The organism is Micromonospora sp. SYSU B005 (genome assembly GCF_055362685.1).
This window is the reverse complement of sequence record NZ_JAXCFU010000010.1, coordinates 85,830-104,563: the sequence shown is the minus strand read 5'-3', so window position 1 is coordinate 104,563 and position 18,734 is coordinate 85,830. Positions and strand designations below refer to the sequence as shown.

The 18,734-nt window shown below is 74.9% G+C and carries 16 protein-coding genes; 14 read left to right on the top strand and 2 right to left on the bottom strand.

The genetic code is table 11. From position 1 onward, the window contains the following. Positions 1-19 precede the first annotated feature (19 nt). The 13 genes from SM452_RS22280 to SM452_RS22220 all read left to right on the top strand — a co-directional run bounded on the left by SM452_RS22280 (position 20) and on the right by SM452_RS22220 (position 14,986). Complete coding sequence (locus tag SM452_RS22280) at positions 20-1,294, top strand: DegT/DnrJ/EryC1/StrS family aminotransferase (protein WP_463840604.1); 1,275 nt, start codon at positions 20-22, stop codon at positions 1,292-1,294. A 38-nt stretch (positions 1,295-1,332) separates the two neighbouring features. After that, a complete protein-coding gene (locus tag SM452_RS22275; RefSeq protein ID WP_194799946.1) occupies positions 1,333-2,547 on the top strand; it encodes an inositol-3-phosphate synthase in 1,215 nt (404 codons plus the stop codon). Positions 2,548-2,623: 76 nt separating this feature from the next. After that, entirely contained in the window at positions 2,624-3,868 is a 1,245-nt protein-coding gene (locus SM452_RS22270) for an acyl carrier protein (RefSeq protein ID WP_463840603.1), read from the top strand. After that, on the top strand, positions 3,865-5,355 hold the full coding sequence (locus SM452_RS22265; RefSeq protein ID WP_355510619.1) for a class I adenylate-forming enzyme family protein: 1,491 nt from the start codon (positions 3,865-3,867) through the stop codon (positions 5,353-5,355). Before SM452_RS22270 ends, SM452_RS22265 begins: the two co-directional genes overlap by 4 nt. Further along, positions 5,348-6,595: a type III PLP-dependent enzyme domain-containing protein gene (locus tag SM452_RS22260; protein ID WP_262014257.1), complete on the top strand. Its 1,248-nt coding sequence runs from the start codon at positions 5,348-5,350 to the stop codon at positions 6,593-6,595. The genes SM452_RS22265 and SM452_RS22260 overlap by 8 nt, the downstream gene beginning before the upstream one ends. A 4-nt stretch (positions 6,596-6,599) precedes the next feature. Further along, the gene (locus SM452_RS22255) at positions 6,600-6,854 is read left to right on the top strand and encodes a phosphopantetheine-binding protein (protein ID WP_135239575.1); all 255 of its coding nucleotides are present in this window, start codon (positions 6,600-6,602) and stop codon (positions 6,852-6,854) included. Beyond that, positions 6,851-8,011 (top strand): acyl-CoA dehydrogenase family protein, encoded by a 1,161-nt coding sequence (locus SM452_RS22250; RefSeq protein ID WP_463840602.1) that lies wholly within the window; start codon positions 6,851-6,853, stop codon positions 8,009-8,011. The genes SM452_RS22255 and SM452_RS22250 overlap by 4 nt, the downstream gene beginning before the upstream one ends. Then, positions 8,004-9,104, top strand: a complete 1,101-nt coding sequence (locus SM452_RS22245) for an acyl-CoA dehydrogenase family protein (protein ID WP_463840601.1) — start codon at positions 8,004-8,006, stop codon at positions 9,102-9,104. Before SM452_RS22250 ends, SM452_RS22245 begins: the two co-directional genes overlap by 8 nt. A gap of 67 nt (positions 9,105-9,171) precedes the next feature. Beyond that, complete coding sequence (locus SM452_RS22240) at positions 9,172-10,662, top strand: amino acid adenylation domain-containing protein (RefSeq protein ID WP_463840600.1); 1,491 nt, start codon at positions 9,172-9,174, stop codon at positions 10,660-10,662. After that, positions 10,662-11,195, top strand: a complete 534-nt coding sequence (locus SM452_RS22235; protein ID WP_262014253.1) for a flavin reductase family protein — start codon at positions 10,662-10,664, stop codon at positions 11,193-11,195. Before SM452_RS22240 ends, SM452_RS22235 begins: the two co-directional genes overlap by 1 nt. After that, positions 11,192-12,094, top strand: coding sequence for an inositol monophosphatase family protein (locus tag SM452_RS22230; protein ID WP_262014252.1), 903 nt, complete (start codon positions 11,192-11,194; stop codon positions 12,092-12,094). The genes SM452_RS22235 and SM452_RS22230 overlap by 4 nt, the downstream gene beginning before the upstream one ends. Beyond that, on the top strand, positions 12,078-13,034 hold the full coding sequence (locus SM452_RS22225) for a Gfo/Idh/MocA family protein (RefSeq protein ID WP_463840599.1): 957 nt from the start codon (positions 12,078-12,080) through the stop codon (positions 13,032-13,034). The genes SM452_RS22230 and SM452_RS22225 overlap by 17 nt, the downstream gene beginning before the upstream one ends. A 101-nt stretch (positions 13,035-13,135) precedes the next feature. Beyond that, positions 13,136-14,986 (top strand): AfsR/SARP family transcriptional regulator, encoded by a 1,851-nt coding sequence (locus tag SM452_RS22220; protein WP_262014250.1) that lies wholly within the window; start codon positions 13,136-13,138, stop codon positions 14,984-14,986. A gap of 55 nt (positions 14,987-15,041) precedes the next feature. Here SM452_RS22220 and SM452_RS22215 read toward each other — a convergent pair whose 3' ends face one another. Beyond that, complete coding sequence (locus SM452_RS22215) at positions 15,042-16,076, bottom strand: hypothetical protein (RefSeq protein ID WP_262014249.1); 1,035 nt, start codon at positions 16,074-16,076, stop codon at positions 15,042-15,044. Between the two features lie 400 nt (positions 16,077-16,476). Between SM452_RS22215 and SM452_RS22210 the strand changes: the two genes are divergently transcribed. Continuing rightward, the gene (locus tag SM452_RS22210) at positions 16,477-17,367 is read left to right on the top strand and encodes an SGNH/GDSL hydrolase family protein (RefSeq protein ID WP_262014248.1); all 891 of its coding nucleotides are present in this window, start codon (positions 16,477-16,479) and stop codon (positions 17,365-17,367) included. Positions 17,368-17,422: 55 nt separating this feature from the next. Here SM452_RS22210 and SM452_RS22205 read toward each other — a convergent pair whose 3' ends face one another. Continuing rightward, positions 17,423-18,664, bottom strand: a complete 1,242-nt coding sequence (locus SM452_RS22205) for a glycoside hydrolase domain-containing protein (protein WP_463840598.1) — start codon at positions 18,662-18,664, stop codon at positions 17,423-17,425. Positions 18,665-18,734: the final 70 nt, after the last annotated feature.

The following is an 18,734-nucleotide window of genomic DNA, read 5'->3' as shown; positions in this document are numbered from 1 at the left end:
GGGCATCAAGGTCGAGGACATGACGACCTCCATTCCTCTCGACCGGCGGCTCGCCGTGGACGGTGGCCGGCCGGTCCGCCCGCCCGACCGTCCGTGGCCACGCTGGCCGATCCCGGCGCCGGACGCCGCCGGCAACCTCGCCGCGGTGCTGACCGGCGGCCGATGGGCGATCAGCAGCCCGTCGGTCGGCGGCACCGCCCTGTTCGAGCGCCGCTTCGCCGCCGACTTCGCCCGCTACGTCGGCACCCGCCACTGCGTGCCCGTCGACCACGGCTCCAGCGCCCTGGTGGTGGCCCTGGAGTCACTCGGCCTCGGCTACGGCGAGACGGTGCTCGTCCCGGCGCTGACCTGGACCGCCTCCGCGACCGCCGCGCTACGCGCCGGCCTGGTCCCGGTGCTCGTCGACGTCGACCGGGACACCGGTTGCGTCGGGCCGGACGACATCGACCTGTCGGTGGACCCGCGCGCCGTGGTCGCCGTGCACTGGGCCTCCAACATGGCCGACGTGCCGGCGCTCGACGCGGTCACCCGGCCGCGCGGCATCTCCGTCGTGGAGGACTGCGCGCAGGCCCACGGCGCCACCTGGCAGGGCCGCCAGGCCGGCTCGCTCGGCCGGCTCGGCTGCTTCAGCTTCCAGCACGGCAAGGTGCTCACCTGCGGTGAGGGCGGGGCCGTGGTGACCGACGACGACACGCTGGCGCCGGTGCTCGAGGAACTGCGGGCCGACTCGCGCCGCTACCGCGGCGACCGGACGCCGGCCGGCGAGCTGGACCTGGAGGAGAGCGCCGGTGTGCAGGGCGCCAACTTCTGCCTGAACGAGTTCTCCGCCGCGGTGGCCTGCGCCCAGCTGACCACCCTGGACGAGCAGCACGACGTGCGCAACCACCACTACCGGCTGCTCGGCGAGCTGCTGGCCGGCGTCGACGGGGTACGGCTGCTGCAACCGGCGCCGGGCCAGACGCGCATCTCGATCTACGAGGGCACGATCGTCTTCGACGAGCTGCCGGCCGGCATGGACAACGCCGCCGTGGCCGCCGCGCTCACCGCCGAACTTGGCCGGCGGTTCTACTGCACCGACGAGCCGCTGCACCGCAGCCGGCTGCTCCAGCCGTGGACGAAGCCGCTGCTCGCGCCGCTGGCCGAACGCTTCGCGGCGATCCACCGGGAGCGCACGTACCCCAACACCGAGTGGCTCGCCGCCCACACCGTCCAGACACACCACAGCACCTTCCTCGGCACCGAACAGGACATGGAGGACATCGCCGCAGCCGTCACCAAGGTGCTCACCCGCTGAACCGCGCCGTCCCGGCGCACCAGAGAAGGAGTCTTCCCGTGACCGTCACCCAACGCGAGACCTCGCACGCCCCGTCCCCCGACACGGACGCGCCCGTCGGCGTGTGGCTCAACGGCGCCCGCGGTTCGGTCGCCACCACCGCGATCACCGGTCTGCTGGCGCTGCGCGCCGGCATGGCCGACTCGACCGGCTGCGTCACCGACACCGGCATGCTGCGCGACGCGCCGCTGGCGAGCTGGAACGACATGGTGGTCGGCGGGCACGACATCGTCGACACGCCGCTGGAGAAGAAGGCCGAGTCGCTCGTCGACTCCGGGGTCATCCCGGCGCCGGTGCTGGCCGCCGTGCGCGGCAGTCTGCCCGAGGTCGAGCAGAACCTGCGCACCGGGTACGACGCGCGTACCGAGACCGCGCCGCTGGCCGAGGTGGTCGATCGGCTGGCCGGCGACATCGAGGAGTTCCGCAGCCGCCACGGGCTGTCCCGGGTCGTCGTCATCAACGTCTCCTCGACCGAGCCGCCGGCCGACCACCGGCCCGAGTACGACGACCTGGACGCGCTGACCCGCGCCATGGCCGACCCGGACGACAAGGCGCTGCCGGCCAGCTCGGTGGTCGCGTACGCGGCGTTCCAGGCCGGTTGCGGCTTCGTCGACTTCACCCCGTCCACCGGGGCCCGGCTGCCCGCGCTGGAGATGATGGCGCAGCGGGAGCGCGTGCCGTTCGCCGGCTCCGACGGCAAGACCGGGGAGACGCTGCTGCGTACCGCCCTGGCGCCGATGTTCACCAGCCGCGCCCTGCACGTGCTCTCCTGGGCCGGGGTGAACCTGCTCGGCGGCGGTGACGGCGCGACGCTGGAGGACCCGCGCAACGCCCGCAGCAAGCTCAGCTCGAAGTCGGGCGTGCTGCCCGCGCTGCTCGGTGAGGACGTCACCGCCCCGCTGCACATCGACAACGTGCCGGACCTGGGCGACCACAAGACCGCCTGGGACCACGTCTCGTTCGAGGGCTTCCTCGGCGTCCGGATGTCCATGCAGCTGACCTGGAGCGGGGTGGACTCCACGCTGGCCGCCCCGCTGGTGCTCGACCTGGCCCGGCTGACCGCCGCGGCGCACCGGGCCGGGCACGTCGGTCCGATCGAGGAGCTGGGGTTCTTCTTCAAGGACCCGATCGGCACCGACGAGCACGCGCTCGCCGAGCAGGCGCAGGCGCTCGCCACCTGGGCCAACGGGCTGGACGGCCGCACCGACAGCTGACCTTCGTACCGGCCGCCGGCGCGGCACCCACCGCGCCGGCGGCCCCGCCCCACGTATCCGCAACGAGGAGTCCCCCATGTCCCACCACGTCCCGAACGCGCCGGACCGGCCGAGCACGGATCCGGTGTGGACACCGATCCTGACCGGTCTGCACGCGACCGCGCTGGACTGTCTCCAGACGAGCTTCGCACTGCTGGCCGACCACGCGAACGGGTCCGGCAGCCACCTCGCCCTCGGCGCCCGGTTCGGGTTCCACACCCGGGACAAGGACGGCCTGGTCACCGTCGAGGCGACCTCGGACGACCGGGCCGCCGAGGCGGTCGACCTGCTGGGCCTGCGGGTGGAGGGCCGGTGGATGCAGCTCGACGGCCCGCAGGTGCGCCGGCTGTCCGCCCCGGGCCAGCCGCTCTACGTCACCGCCGACGCGTACGACCTGCCCTGGTGCCCGTACCACGAACACGAGCACATGCGGCACAGCTTCCTCGTCACGGCCGCCGCGCCGGACGAGGTCACAGTGGTCGACGCCTACCACAACGACACCGCCTGGGGTCCTGCGCGTCCCGGCGTGTGGCGGCTGCCCGCCGCCGCGTTCGACACGGCGCTGGCCGGCGGCGCGCACACCCTGGCGGTGACGGCGCACCCGGCCCCGGAGATCGACGTACCGGCCATGCTCGCCGGCAACGCCGCCCGGGCCGGCCGGGCCCGTGCGGAGATCGACGGCTACCTGGCCCGTACCGGCGCCGCCCTGGACACGGTGGCCGGGCTGCACCGCTTCGTCCTCGACGTCTGGCTGCTGGCCCGCGCCCGCGACCTGCACGAACGCTGGCTCGCCGTGGTCGCGCCGGAGGCCGCCGCCGCGCTGGCCGGGCAGGCCGCGCGCTGGCAGCAGCTCGCCACGCGCAGCTACGTGGCACTGCGGCGGGCCCAGGCGGGCCGGCCGGCCGCGCCGGAACTTGCGGACACGCTCGGCGAGCTGATCGCCGACCACCTGGCCGCGCTGGAGTCGATCGCCGGACCGGCGGCCGGGACCGGCGACGACACCGCGCGGCCCGCGCCGGAGAGGGCCGGTGACGACGGCGTACGCGCGGCGGTGCTCGGCGCGCTCGGCGACACCCTGGACCTGGACGGCTCGACCCTGCGCACCACCGACGTGCTCCGGGAACTACCCGGCTTCGACTCGTTCCGGCTGGTCGACGTCATCGACCGGGTCGAACGCCGGCTCGGCGTCGAGGTGCCGGCCACCGCGCTGTCCGCGGCCGACCTGCGCGACGTCGGCTCCCTGTGCGCCATGTTCGGCGCCGCCACCGGAGGTGCCCGATGAGTACCGAACTGCTGCACGACCTGCTGGACCGCACCGCCGACACGCGACCCGACGCGCCCGCCGCCGGGGACGGGACCGTCGAGTTCACGTACCGTCAGGTCCGGGCCGACAGCCTGCGCCTGGCCGGCTGGCTGCGCGGGCAGGGCGTCCGGCGCGGCGACCGGGTGCTGGTGGCGCTGCCCGCCGACGCGACCCTGCCGGCGCTGCTGTACGCGGTCGCCCGGGCCGGCGCGGTCTTCGTCGTCCTCCGGACGCCGGCCCCCGAGGTCGCCCTCGCCCACGTGCTCGACGACGCCGAGCCGGGCCTGGTCCTCACCGACGACCCGGTCCTGACCGGCCTGTCCCGCGCCCGCGGCGTCCCGGTGCGCGGCGCGGCCGAAACGCGCCGTGCCGCGGCGATCGGCGGCGCGCCCGCCGGTCCGGCCCCGCTGGCTGTCGACCCGGTCTGCCTGATCTACACCTCCGGCAGCACCGGCATGCCGAAGGCCGTGGTGTCCACGCACGCCCAGGTCACGTTCGCGGTCCGGGCGATCCAGTCGGAGCTGCGCTACCGGCCCGACGACGTGGTGCACGTCCTGCTGCCGCCGTCGTTCGACTACGGCCTCTACCAGATCTTCCTGAGCACCGTGGCCGGTGCCCGGCTGCGCCTCGGTGATCCCGGGGACACCGGCGGCCGCCTGCTGGCGACCCTCGTCGAGTCCGGCGCCACGGTGCTGCCCTGCGTACCGTCGCTCGCGATCAACCTGCTGCGGCTGCTCGGCCGGGCCGGCGCGCCGCGCCCGCCGCTGCGCCTGCTCACCAACACCGGCGCCGCCATGCCGCCGGAGGTGCTGGCCGGCCTGCGCCGGCTGCTGCCCGGCCTGGCCGTCCAGCTGATGTTCGGCCTCACCGAGTGCAAACGCGCGGCGATCATGCCGCCGGACGCCGACCTGCGCCGGCCCGGCGCCTGCGGGCGCGCGCTGCCCGGCACCGAGATCTTCACTGTGGACGCCGAGGGGCGGCGTCAGCCACCGGGCGTCCGCGGCGAGCTGGTGGTACGCGGCCCGCACGTGATGGCCGGCTACTGGCGGCGGCCCGAACTGACAGCGCAACGCTTCCGCCGCGCCCACGGGCTGTTCCCGCAACTGCACACCGGCGACCACGGTCACGTGGACGCCGACGGGTACGTCCACTTCGCCGGCCGCCGCGACGACGTCTACAAGGAGAAGGGCACCCGGGTCAGCGCCACCGAGGTGGAGGCCGCCGCGTACCGGGTCGACGGCGTGGACGCGGCCGGGGTGCTGCCGCCGGCCGACGGCCGCGACGGCGCGACGCTGTTCGTGGTGGCCGCGCTGACCCCCGCCGACGTGCTGCGCCGGCTGCGGGAACAGCTGGAGGAGATGAAGGTGCCGGCGCGCTGCGTCGTGCTGCCCGACCTGCCACTGACCGGCAACGGCAAGGTGGACCGGCGGGCGCTGGCCCGGCTGGCGGGTGAGCACCGTGGCTGACCTGCCCTTCGACACCCCGGCGTACCGCTACGACCTGGCCCGGGTACGCGCCAGCCACGCCACCCTGGTCGGCGCGCTGCCCACGCCCAGCCGGCTGTTCTACTCGCTCAAGGCCAACCCGCACCCGGCGCTGGTCGCGGCGCTGCACACTGCCGGCTGCGACGCCGAGATCTGCTCGCCGGGCGAACTCGCAGCGGCGCTGCGGGCCGGCGTGCCGGGCGAGCGCATGCTCTACACCGGACCCGGCAAGCGCGACGCCGAGGTGGCCGAGGCGGTACGCGCCGGGGTCCGCTGGTTCTCCGTCGACTCGCCGGCCGGCCTCGACCAGGCCGACCGGATCGCCGCCGCGCACGGCGTCGAAGTGCGCTGCCTGCTGCGCGTGAACGACCGGGTGCCCAACCCGGGCCAGGGGCTCACCATGACCGGCGTCGCGTCGCAGTTCGGCGCCGACGCCGACTGGATCGAACAGGAGCCGCATCGGTTCCGCTCCCGCCCGTCCGCCCCGGTACGGGGATTCCACCTCTACACCGGCAGCAACGTCGACTCGGTGGACGCGCTGGTGGCCCAGTTCACCGCCGCGGCGCGTACCGCCCGGCGGCTGCGGGACCTGCTCGGCATCGACCTGACCCTGCTCGACCTGGGCGGCGGCTTCGGCGCGCCGTTCGCCCGGCCCGGCCACAACGCGGACCTGACCGGCCTCGCCGACCGGGTCGCCGCGGCCCTGGACGACCTCTTCCCCGCCTGGCGCGACGGCACCCCCGAGGTGGCCTTCGAGTCGGGGCGGTTCCTCACCGCCACCGCCGGCACGCTGCTGACCCGCGTGCTGGACGTCAAGCGGTCGCAGGGCACGCCGGTGGTAGTGCTGGAGTCCGGCATCAACCACCTCGGCGGGATGTCCGGCCTGCGCCGGCTGCCGCCGCTCGTGCCCGCACTGCACGCCGCCGACGGACGCGACGGCGCGCCGCTGGAGGCCGCGATCGTCGCCGGGCCGCTGTGCACACCGCTGGACACCTGGGCCCGCGCCGCGAACCTGCCCGACGTCCGGCCCGGCGACGTACTCGCCGTGCCGAACGTCGGGGCGTACGGGCTCTCGGCGAGCCTGCTGGCCTTCCTCGGCCACCCGGCGCCGGTCGAGGTCGTCTGCGACGGCGACCGCGTCGTCGAGACGTCCCGGCTGACCCTGACGCGGCACCCGGTCGACGCGCCGGGCGCCCCTGCCGAACCCCGAGAAGAAAGGTGACGTCATGAACGCCGAATTCACCGAGTTGCTCCGCCCGTTCCTCAAGTTCGCCGGCGCGGACGAGATCACCGAGGAGTCGCGCCTGCGCGACCTCGGCCTGGACTCCATGCGCGAGATCGAGCTGCTGTTCGCCATCGAGGACACGTTCGGAGTCGCCGTGCCCGACGACAAGCTGGTCGACTCGACCTTCGCCACGGCCGGCGGGCTGTGGGGTGTGGTCGAGGAACTGCGCGCCCCGGTCGGCGGTGGTTCCCGATGACCGCGACCGCCGGGTACGCCCCGGCCGTCGAGACCGTCGCCGAGGTCGCTGCGGAGCACGCCCGCCAGTCCGACGAGGACGCCGCCTTCCCGACCGAGGCGCTGACCGCCATGCGCCGCACCGGGCTGCTGGGGCTGCTGGTCCCGGCCGCCGAGGGCGGTGCCGGCGGCACGCTGACGGACCTTGTCGACGTCACGCTGACGCTGGGCCGGGTGGACATGTCGGTGGCGATGGTCTTCGCCATGCACTGCCAGCAGGTCGCCGCCATCACCGCGTACGGCGGGGAGAAGCTGCGCGCCGAGGTGCTGCCGGCGGTGGCCCGGGGCGAGCGGTATCTCGGCTCGGTCACCACCGAGGCCGGCAAGGGCGGGCACCTGCTGACCGCCGAGTCGGCGCTGGAGCACGACGGCGAGATGCTGCTGATCGACAGGCAGGCGCCGATCGTGACCGGCGGCCCCTACGCGGACGCCTTCCTCATCACCACCCGCGCGCCGGGGGCCGGCTCGGCCGCCCAGGTGGACCTGGTCTACGCCGACCGGGGCCAGGTGGAGACCGAGGTGACCGGCGGGTGGCGCCCGCTGGGCATGCGGGCCACGCACAGCGTGCCGATGCGGCTGCGCGGCGCGGTGCCGCAGTGGCAGGTCATCGGCGAGCACGGCGGGTTCCGGGAGATCGCCACCCGGGTCTTCGCGCCGCTGGCCCACGTCGGCTGGTCGGCGGCCTGGATCGGGGCGGCGGCCGGTGCGTACGCCCGGGTGCTGCGGCACGCCCGCAGCGAGGCGGGACGGCGGCAGTTCGCCCCCTCCTCCGAGCTGGTGCTGCTGCGGCTGGCCGGCATCCGCACCCGGCTGGACGCGGCGCACGCGCTGCTGCGGCACACCGTCGCGGTGGTCACCGACGCGCCGGACATGTCGGCGGCGCCGGTGCAACTGCTGCTCAACACGCTGAAGATCCGGGCGGCGGAGGAGTCCTTCGCCGCCGCCGACGAGCTGGTCGAGCTGACCGGCCTGCGCCACGGCTACCTGACCGACTCGCCGCTGACGCTGGAGCGCACCTTCCGGGATCTGCGCTCGGCCTCGCTGAACTACGCCAACGACCGGCTGCGCCTGGCAAACGGGGCGTTGTCGCTGCGCGACCCGGGGGTGCGTCTTGCCTGAGCCGACGCCGGCCGGGGACGACGCCGCCGCGGTGCGGGCCGCCCTGTCCGGTGCGGACCCCACCGACCCCGGCGCGGTGTGGCGCGCGCTGGGCGCCGCCGGGATCGTCGAGGCGCTCTACCCGGACGGCGTCCAGCCGGACCCCCGGCGGCTGTCGGCGCTGCTCACCGAACTGGACGCCCGGTGCCCGCTCGGCGTGACGCTGTCGGTCTGCGTGCAGGTCGCCACCGTACTGCCGCTGCTGGCCGGCGCGACCGGCCCGGCGGAGACCGCGCGGCGCGGCATGCTGCGCGGCGAGACGGTGGTGGCGCTCGCCGTCACCGACGCCGCCGGGTCGGGCTCGGACCTGCTCGACGCCACGACCCGGGTGAAGCCCGGCGACGACGGCGCCGTCCTGGACGGCGGCAAGGACTGGATCACCAACGCGACGAGCTGCGACGCGGCGCTGGTGCTGGCCCGGCACCGCGAGGCGCGGCACTTCACCAGCTTCTGCTGGGTGCTGGTGCCCGCCGCCGCGCCGGGCGTGACGGCCGAGTCCGCCGGGCGGGCGTTCGCCGGGTCCGGCGTGGGCCACCTGCGCTTTGCCGGCGTGGCGCTGGGCCCGGACGCCGTGCTGGGCCGCCCCGGCCGGGCGCTGGCCGGGTTCGCCCGGCAGGTCGGCGTCGAACGGGTCGCCGGGGCGCTGTGGGCCCGGGCGATGTGCCACCGGATGCTGACCGGCCTGCACGACTGGCTGCGGCGGCGGCCGGCCGGGGCGGGCACGCTGTGGGACCGCCCGGCGGTCCGCGAGCGGTACGCCCGGTGCCTGGTCGCCATGCACCAGCTCGACGCGCTGTGCGCGCTGCTGCTGGACGCGCCGGCCGCCGTCCCGTCCGCGGTCACCGGGATGCTGCTCAAGGTCAGCGCCGCCGAGACCGTGGACCGGGTCGCCGCCGAGGCGGTGCGCCTGCGCGGCGCGGACGCGTTCCGCGACGGCGGGGAGGCGCAGCTGCGTACCGAGGCGGCAATGTTCGGCATCGCCGGTGGCGCCACCGGCACGATGCTCGCCGGCATCGCCGACCACGCCGACGAACTCGTGGGCACGGTGACCTGAGCACGACGTCCCGCGCCGGTGGCGCCGGAAGACCGATCGACGACAGCACAGTGAAGGGAGCAACGCCGTGAGTCTCTACTCCTGGTTCGAGCGGACCGTGGCACGCGTGCCCGAAGCGGTCGCGCTGGAGGTCGGCGGAGAGCCGGTGACCTACCGCCGGCTGCGCGACCTCGCCGACGGCCTCGCCGGGCGGATCCACGCCGAGGTGGGCCACCGCCCGCGCGCGGTCGGCCTGCTGGCCGCCCGCAGCCTGCCCGCGTACGCCGGATATCTGGCCGCGCTGCGCGCCGGAGCGGTGGTGGTGCCGCTCAACCCGGCCTTCCCACCGGCCCGCACCGCCCGGCAGTGCCGGGACGCGGGCGTGGACGCGCTCGTGGTCGACGACGCCGGCGCCGCGACCGCGGCGCAGGTCGCGGGCGACGCCGTGACGGTACGGCTCGACGGCACGCCCGCCGTCCCGCCGCCGGCCGCCCCGGTGGCGCCGGACGACGTGGCGTACCTGCTGTTCACCTCCGGCTCGACCGGGCGGCCCAAGGGCGTGCCGGTCCGGCACCGCAACGTGGACGCGTTCCTCGCGTACTGCCGGGGCCGCTACCCGGTCGGCCCTGGTGACCGGCTGTCGCAGACCTTCGACCTCACCTTCGACCCGTCCGTGTTCGACATGTTCGTCGCCTGGGGCGGTGGCGCCACGCTCGTGGTGCCGCAGCCGGACGAGGTGCTGACGCCGGTGCGGTTCGTCAACGAACGGCGGATCACGCACTGGTTCTCGGTGCCCTCGGTGGTCTCGCTGGCCCGCCGGATGCGGATGCTCTCCCCCGGCGCCATGCCCGGCCTGCGGCACAGCCTCTTCGCCGGCGAGCCGCTGACGCTGGAGCAGGCGCGGGCGTGGGCGGCGGCGGCGCCGGGCAGCGTGGTGGAGAACCTCTACGGTCCCACCGAGCTGACCGTGACCTGCACCGGTCACCGGCTGCCGGCGGATCCGGCGGCCTGGCCGGCCACCTCCAACGGCACCGTGCCGATCGGCGACGCCCACCCCGGGCTGGACGCGATCCTGCGCGCCGAGGACGGCGCCGTCGGCGTGGACGACGGCGAGCTGTGCGTGCACGGGCCGCAGCGGTTCGACGGCTACCTCGACCCGGCCGACGACGACGGCCGGTTCGTCACGTACGCCGGCCGCCGGTACTACCGCACCGGTGACCGGGTCCGGCGCGAGCACGGCACGTTCGTGCACCACGGCCGCCTGGACGACCAGGTGAAGCTGCGCGGCTACCGGATCGAGCTGGGCGAGATCGAGATGGTACTGCGCGGCCACCCGGGGGTGCAGGACGCGGTGGTGCTGGCGTTCGGCGCGGGCGACGACGTCTCCCTGCGCGCGGTCTACACCGGCGCCGCCGGGATCACCGGCGAGCTGACCCGCAGGTGCGCGGAGCGTCTGCCCGCCTACATGGTGCCGGCGCGGATCCACCACGTGGCCACGCTGCCCACGAACGCCAACGGCAAGACCGACCGGCGGCGGGCCGCCGACCTGGTCGGCAGCGCGACGAGAGGAGCACGGTGATGACCGGCACAGGAAAGGGACAGGACCAGGAACGGGCGTTCCGCTCGGTGGCCGGGCGCTTCGCCACCGGAGTGGCGGTGGCGACCGCCGTCGGGCCCGACGGACCGGTGGGGATGACAGTCAACTCCTTCACCACCGTGTCGCTGTCGCCCCGGATGCTGCTGGTCTGCCTGCGGCGGGACTGCCGGCTGCTCGGCGCGGTGCGGCGTACCGGCCGGTTCGCGGTGACGGTGCTCGGCGACGACCAGCGCGAGGAGGCGGCCTGGTTCGCCAGCCGGGGCCGGCCTGCGGGCGCCGAGGGTTTCGCGGGTGTGGCGTACGACGACGAGCGGGCGACCGGTTGCCCGCGCCTGACCGACGGGGTGGCGTACTTCGGATGCGAGGCGGTCTCCGCGAATCCGGCCGGTGACCACGCGGTGCTGATGGGCGCGGTCCGCTCCGCCGGTCTGCTGCGGCCGAACCCGCCGCTGCTGTTCGTGGACGGCGGCTACGCCCGGGTCGCCGCGCCGCGGGAAGCGCAGGTGGCGCGATGAGCATCGGTGCCGCTCCCGGCGACCTGCGCCACCTGAGCCTGCGCGCGGCGCGGGCCGGGGCGGACGCGATCCGCGAGGCGCGCGGCAAGGGCTTGCAGACCGAACACAAGGGCGGCGCGGCCCAGGACCCGGTGACCAGCGCCGACCACGCCAGCGAGCGGGCCATCCTCGGCCTGCTCGCCCGCGACCGGCCGCAGGACGCCGTGCTGGCCGAGGAGTCCGGGGCCAGCGACGGCTGCTCCGGCCTGCGCTGGATCGTCGACCCGCTCGACGGCACGCTGAACTTCAGCCACGGGGCGAGCCGCTACGCGGTCAGCATCGCGGTGGCGACCGGCTGCGACGTGGGCGACGGCCGGGTGGTCGCGGCCACCGTGCTGCAACCGGCCACCGGCGCCTGCCTGGTACTCGACGACGACGGCGCGCTCGACGGCGACGCACCGGTCGCGGTGAACCGCGAGGCCGAGCCGGGGCACGCCCTGGTGGCGTTCGCGGTGCCGAACGCGCCGGGGCCGCGACGGCGGGCGTACCAGGCGCTCGTGGGCGTCGCGCCCCGCGTCGCCGACCTGCGCAACACCGGCTCCACGGTCTGTGACCTGGCGGCGGTGGCCCGCGGCGAGCTGGACGCGTTCGTCAGCTTCGACCCCGCGCCGTGGGACATCGCGGCCGGCGCCGCGCTGGTCGAGGCCGCCGGCGGCGTGAGCCGGCGGTGGGCCCACGACGGGTTCGTGGTCTTCGCCACCGGCGCGCCGGCCGTGGTGGCCGCGCTGGCCGGCTGGCTGGGCGACGACGGCGCGGACGGCCGCGACGGCATCGACAGCCGCGGCGGCGCCGACAGCACCGACGAAGCCGACACCGACACCGACGAGGAGAGGGGGACCGACGATGACCGGCAGCGATGAGTTCCGGCTGGCACTGGTGGGGGCGGGCCGGATGGGCCACCACCACCTGCGGGCCCTGGCCGACCACCCGGCCGTCCGGATCCGGTACGTGGTCGATCCGGTTCCGGCGGCACGGGAGGCGGTCACCGCCGCCGGGCTGCCGGCGTACCCGAGCGTGGAGGACCTGCTCGCGGACGCCGTGCCGGACGGTCTCCTGGTGACCGCGCCCACCGGGCGGCACGGCGCGCTGGTCGCGGCGGCCGCCAAGGCGGGGCTGCCGGTGCTGTGCGAGAAGCCGGCCGGGCTCGGCCCGGCCGAGGCGGCGGAGACGGGCCGGGTGGCCGCCGCGGCCAGGATCCCGTTCCAGGTCGCCTACTGGCGCCGGTTCGTCCCGCAGCTACGACGACTGCGGGAGCGGATATCCGGCGGAGAGCTCGGCGAGATCCTGTTCGTGGCCGCGGCGCAGTGGGACGGCGAACCAACGGCGGCGGCGTTCCGGACCGGTAGCGGCGGGATCTTCGTGGACATGGGCGTGCACGAGTTCGACCAGATCCGGTGGCTGACCGGGCAGGAGATCGACCGGCTCGCGGTGCAGCCGGCCGGTCCGGTCACCGACCCGGCGGTACGCGGCCGGGACGTGGACAGCGCGCAGGCCTTGCTCGGCCTGTCCGGCGGCGGCACCGCGCTGGTGTCGCTCGGCCGGCACCACCGGGGCGGCGACATGGCGACGGTGGAGGTCTTCGGCACCCGCGACCACGAGCGGCTGACCTTCCTCGACCCGGCCGACGGGGACGCCACCATGTACGCGGCCCTGGCCCGTCAGGCGGAGGACTTCGCCGGGCTGGTCCGGGAGGGCCGGTCGGCGGGTGCCGGGGTGGCGGACGCGGTGGCGGTGCTCGACGCGGCGCGGCGGGCGACGGCACAGCTGACTCGGGGTCACGAAGTACACACCGATCGGTGACTACTTGCACCATCTGGGAGCGAGGTATTCCCCAGCCGAAGGTGGGAAATCCATCGGTACACCACACTGTGGACGGTACTGCGGAGCGGGGGAATACATCGATGCGGTTCAGTGTTCTCGGCCCGTTGACCGTTCATGTGGACGACCGGCCGGTCACGCTCACCGGCACCAAGCCCCGCCTCCTGCTCGCCGTGCTGCTGCTGAGCCCGGGACGTACGGTCCCCACATCCCGGCTGGTCGACGGCCTCTGGCCGGACGCGCCGCCCGCGTCGGCGGTCCGCAACCTGCGCACGTACGTGCACCGGCTGCGGCAGGCGCTGGACCGCGGTGGCGACTCGGCCGACCGGCTGGTCCACGACGGCACCGGCTACCACCTGCGGGTCGACGAGGACGAGCTGGATCTGCTGCGGTTCCGGCGTCTCGCCGACGAGGCCCGCCGGGCCGCGCGGGGGGACCGCCCCGAGGCCGCCGCCGACCTGTTCGACCGGGCGGTCGAGCTGTGGGGCGGGTATCCGCTGGAGGACCTGGCGGATCTCGGCACCGACCTCGGCGCGACCGTCACGGCGCTGCGGGAACAGCACCGGGAGATGACGACCGAGCTGATCGACCTGCGCCTGCGGCTGGGTCAGCCGGCCCGGGTCATCCCGCCGCTGCGCCGGATGGTGGCCGAGGAGCCGCTCGACGAACGCCGGCAGGCGCAACTGGTGACCGCGCTGACCTTGGAGGGGCGCGTGGCCGAGGCGCTGGCCGTGTACCAGCAGGCCCGGCGCGGCATCGTCGACGAACTCGGCGTCGACCCCGGTCCCACCCTCCAGGGCGCCCTCCAGACCGCACTGGACGCGGACTCCGCCGAGGTCCGTCCACCGGCCGGCTGGTCGGCGGCCCTCGGCGCCGGGCCCGCGTCGCCGCCCGACCCGCCGCCGAGCCCGCAGGCCCTGCCGATGAAACCGCCGTCCCTGGTCGGCCGGGACACCACGGCGGGCCAGTTGCGCGCCATCGCCGAGGGGATCGCCGACCCGGCCGGCGCCGACGAGCACGCCGGGGTCGTGCTCGTCTCCGGCGCGCCGGGCGTCGGCAAGTCGTCGTTCTCGGTGAGCAGCGGGTACGACCTGGCCGACCTCTTCCCCGACGGCCAGCTCTTCGTCAGCTTCGACAGCGGCGACGAGCCGCCGCGCGGCAGCGGGGAGCTGATCCGGGAGCTGCTGGTCGAGTTGGGCGTGCCGCTGACCGACGTGTCCGAGGACATCCGGGAGCGCTCGGCCGTGCTGCGGTGCGCGCTCGCCGGCCGGCGGCTGCTGCTCATCATCGACGACGTCGACTGCGCGCAGCAGGTGCGGCCGCTGCTGCCCGGTGCGGGCCGCAGCCTGGTGCTGATCAACAGCCGGCAGCGCCTGCTGGACCTGGACGTCGGCTGGCGGCTGACGCTCGGCGCGCTCGACCGGGCCGACGCGGTGGAACTACTCGCCACGATCGCGGGCGAGCGCCGGGTACGGGAACAGCCGGAGGTGTTCGGCCGGATCGCGGCGGCCTGCGACCGGCTGCCGCTGGCCCTGCGGATCGTCGGCAGCCGGCTCGTCACCCAGCCCGACGTCGCCCTGCCCGGCTTCGCCGCGCATCTGGAGGACGAGGAGAACCGGCTGTCGGAGCTGTCCGTCGGGGACATCTCGGTACGCGACAGCCTCTCGGTCAGCTACCAGGCACTGGACGTCGACGCCCGCCGGGCGCTGCACGCGCTGGCCCGCACCGACTCGTTCATCACCCTGGCCAGCGCGGTGGAGATCCTGCGCCTGCCCCGGCAGCAGGCCAACCGGATGGTGGAGCATCTGATCCAGCACAATCTGCTGGTGCCGGTCGACCCCGGCGCCCCGGGCGAGCGTTTCCACCTGCCGGAGCTGCTGCGGCTGTTCGCCCGCGAGCGCGTGGACGCGCACGGCCGGCCGCTTCCGGCCTGAACGCCGATCGCGGTGTGCGGGTCGGTCCGACCCACACACCGCGACCGGGTGTCGCCTACTTGAGGAAGCGGTCCAGCGCGGCCTCGATGGTGCCGCTGTCCGGCGACGCGTACGACTTCATCGTCACCTTGTTGTAGGAGATGAAGCTCGGGCACCGGGCGGCGGGCGCGGTCACCGTGCCGCCGTCACCGACCTTCTCGCCGGTCTTGGCGGCGTGGAAGGTCAGGGTGTACCGCGAGGAGATGTAGTCGACGGTGACGACCTTGTCCTCGCTGTTCTTGTACTGGCACTTCTTCGGCGTGCCCTCGCTGCCCTCGACCATCTTCAGGCAGCCGATGACCGACACCGTGGCGAAGTCGGCCGACTTCGCGTAGTACGGCTTGGCCGAGCTGATCGTCTTCTGCGACCAGAACGACGGCCGGTCCGGGGAGTTGGAGAAGACGTACGCCTTCGAGCCGGCCGGCGCGGTGTACGGCGCGGCGTTGAGGATCGCGCCCCCGTCGCAGACCGCCGACATCTCGCTGGCGTACCGCGCGGTGATCGAGTCGTTGTTGGTGGGCCCGTCCGGCCCGGTCGACTCCGGACCGCCCGCACTGGGGGTCGCGGACGGGCTGTTGTCCGGCCCGGGGGTGGCGCTGCCCGAGGCCACCGGCTTCGGGTCCTCCTCGTCGCCGTTGAAGGCGACGTAGGCGAGGCCGCCGCCGCAGCACAGCAGCGTCAGCGTGACCGCGCCGGCGGCGAGGCCGACGATGAGGCCCTTGCTCTTGCCGCCGCTCGGGGGCGGGGTGGGCGCGTACGGCGCCGGCCCGGGGTAGCCCGGCTGGCCGGGGAACGGCGCCGCGGGCTGCGCGCCGTACGGAGCGCCCGACGCGGGCTGCGCGCCGTACGGGGCACCCGACCCCGGCTGGGCGCCGTAGGGGGCGCCCGACGCGGGCTGCGCACCGTAGGGCGCACCCGACGCCGGCTGCGAGCCGTAGGGCGCGCCGGAGGCCGGCTGCGCGCCGTACGGGGCGTTCGGGTCGGGCTGGTTGCCCCACGCTCCGGCGTTCGGGTCCGGATAGCCTCCGTAGGGAGGGTGATTGTCACTCATCTGAGGTTCTTCCACCTGTCGTCCGTGGTTCCGGCGATCAACCACCCCGCAGCGTAATGACGCCTGCAAATTCACGATCGCCGACATTCGATACGTTCTTCACCAGCCGTGCCGGGGTCACTCCGGTGCGTGCGCGCCCGGATCCGGCATCCGCCCGCCTATCAGGCGTGACGGGCCGGGGACCGTTGTGACGCAACGGATCGACTGATCGGCGATCGCCCTGTACCCGGCATCCCCGACGCCGAAAAGTGTGACGTACGCGACACCGACTGACGCCCGGCGGGGCGGCGGCGGACCACATCCTGGACCGCCATTTAGTGAGGTCCATCGATATTGACGCACGTCACGGGCGCGGACAGAATCCCCAGCACCACCACCAGGACCCCTCCGGGAGGGCCCCATGAACCGTCCCCGCCTGCCGCTCCTGCGGACCGCCGGCCGGATGACCGCGCTCGTCGCGGCCGCCGCCGGCATGCTGCTCACCGTCGCCGCGCCCGCCGTCGCCGCCGCACCCGCCGGGCGCTACGTCGCGCTCGGCGACTCCTACACCTCCGCCCCGCTCGTGCCCACCCAGGTCGACCTGAACTGCCTGCGCTCCAACCGCAACTACCCGTCCCTGGTCGCGGCGTCCGCCGGGTCCTCGTCGTTCGCCGACGTGAGCTGCTCCGGCGCCACCACCGAGGACATCCTGTACGGCGGCGACGGCGCGCTGGGCATCGCGCTGCCGCCGCAGGTGAACGCCGTCACAGCGGCCACCGCGCTGGTGACCGTCCAGATCGGCGGCAACGACATCGGCTTCTCCGGCATCATCGGCGACTGCGCCGAGGCGAGCGTGAGCAGCCCGCTCGGGTCGCCCTGCAAGGACCGGTTCACCGCGGGCGGCACGGACCAGTTGCGGGCCCGGATCGCCGCCACCGCGCCGAAGGTGACGGCCGTGCTGCGGGCGGTCCGCCAGGCCGCGCCGAACGCGCGCGTGGTGGTGCTCGGCTACCCGGCGATCCTGCCGGACAGCGGGTACGGCTGCTGGCCGGTGGTGCCGATCGCCTACCAGGACGTGCCGTACCTGCGTGGTGTCCAGAAGGCACTGAACACGATGCTCGCCGACACCGCGGCGGCGGGCGGGGCGAGCTACGCCGACGTCTACGCGCCGTCGATCGGGCGGGACGCGTGCAAGAGCAGCGGCACCCGCTGGGTGGAGGGACTGGTGCCGCAGAACTCCGCCGCGCCGTTCCACCCGAACGCCCGCGGTGAGCAGGGCATGGCCACCGCCCTGCTGGCGCACCTGAGCTGACAGCACGCCGTGAGCCGGCCCCGCCGAGGCGGAGCCGGCTCACGGTTCGGCGGCCTCACACCCGGGTGATGCGGACCGCGTCGGCGACCACGTAGCCGGCGCCGGCGCTCCAGCGGCTCACCCCGACCTTGTCCCCGGTCCCGGCGGCGAGCGTGAACACGCCGAGCGAGACCCAGCGTCCGCCGCCGGTGCGCTGGTCGACCGCCACCGACCGGTTGCCGGTCGTGGTGGCGACCAGGTACGGGGTGCGGTCGTTGTAGCCGGGGTCGGCCGGGTACCACACCGACACCTCGTAGGAGCCGGTCGCGGGCAGGCTCGCCCGGAACCAGGCCACGTCGCTGGACGCCACCGGCCCGGCGAAACGGTAGTCGGCGCCGTGGCGCTGCCCGGAGTACGCGGAGGTGCCCCAGGCGGCGCCCGCGCTGAACCCGCCCGACGTGGCGTTGTCGACCGTGACGCTCCACGACGCGGGCGGGGTGCCGGCCCGTACGTCCAGGTAGTTGCGGTCGATCTTCATGGTCACGCCGCCCCACGTCTCGGTGACGTCCCCGGCGTACTGGTGCAGGCGCTGCTGGTCGGCGTAGCGGTCGTCGGCGCAGTACGTGCCCCCGTCGGTGTCCGCGACGCCGTTCCACCAGGCGATCCAGATCTGGTCCAGGCGCAGGTACCGGGTGTCGTCGTAGGCGGCGCAGACGTCGGTGATGCCGGAGGAGCCGCTGGAGTACATGCCGGCGAGGTAGCCGCGCGTGTGCAGCCGCTCGACCCAGCCGGAGAGGAAGGAGAGCACGGCGGCCCGGCAGCTCGCGTTCGACGGGTACTGCTCGATGTCGTTGTAGAGCGTGCTGCCCGCGCCGATGCCGAGCGCCGCCGCGGCGGCGACCGCGCTGTCCGCCGCGGTCCTCCCCTGCCCGCGGGCGGTGGCCGGGTCGGCGGACATCTTCGGGGTACGGGTGCCGCACGGCGCCTGGTAGCCCAGTTCGATCGGGATGAGCCGCCAGCCCTTGCGGGTCTGGTCGGCGACCCAGGTCGCGGTCAGGTTCGGCTGGGCGCAGGTGCGGCTGCCGCCGCTGATGTAGACGCCGACCGCGCGGTACGGCGACGCGGTCAGCCAGGCGTCCATCGCGGCCTGCGACGGCGCGGTGCACGTGTCGAAGCCCTTGCCGGTGAAGGTGCCGGGCTGCGGGCCGACCGCGGCGACGGCGGCCGGCGCCCCGGCCGCGGCAGGCGCCACGGCCGCGGCCGTGGCCGGGGCCGCGAGCACGGCGAGAAGTGTCAGGGCCGTGGCGATCGCTCTCATCGGCGCCCCTCCTGTGAAGGATTCCTCGCTCGACGGCGAGACCTGGGCAGGATTTCTACCACGCATCGAC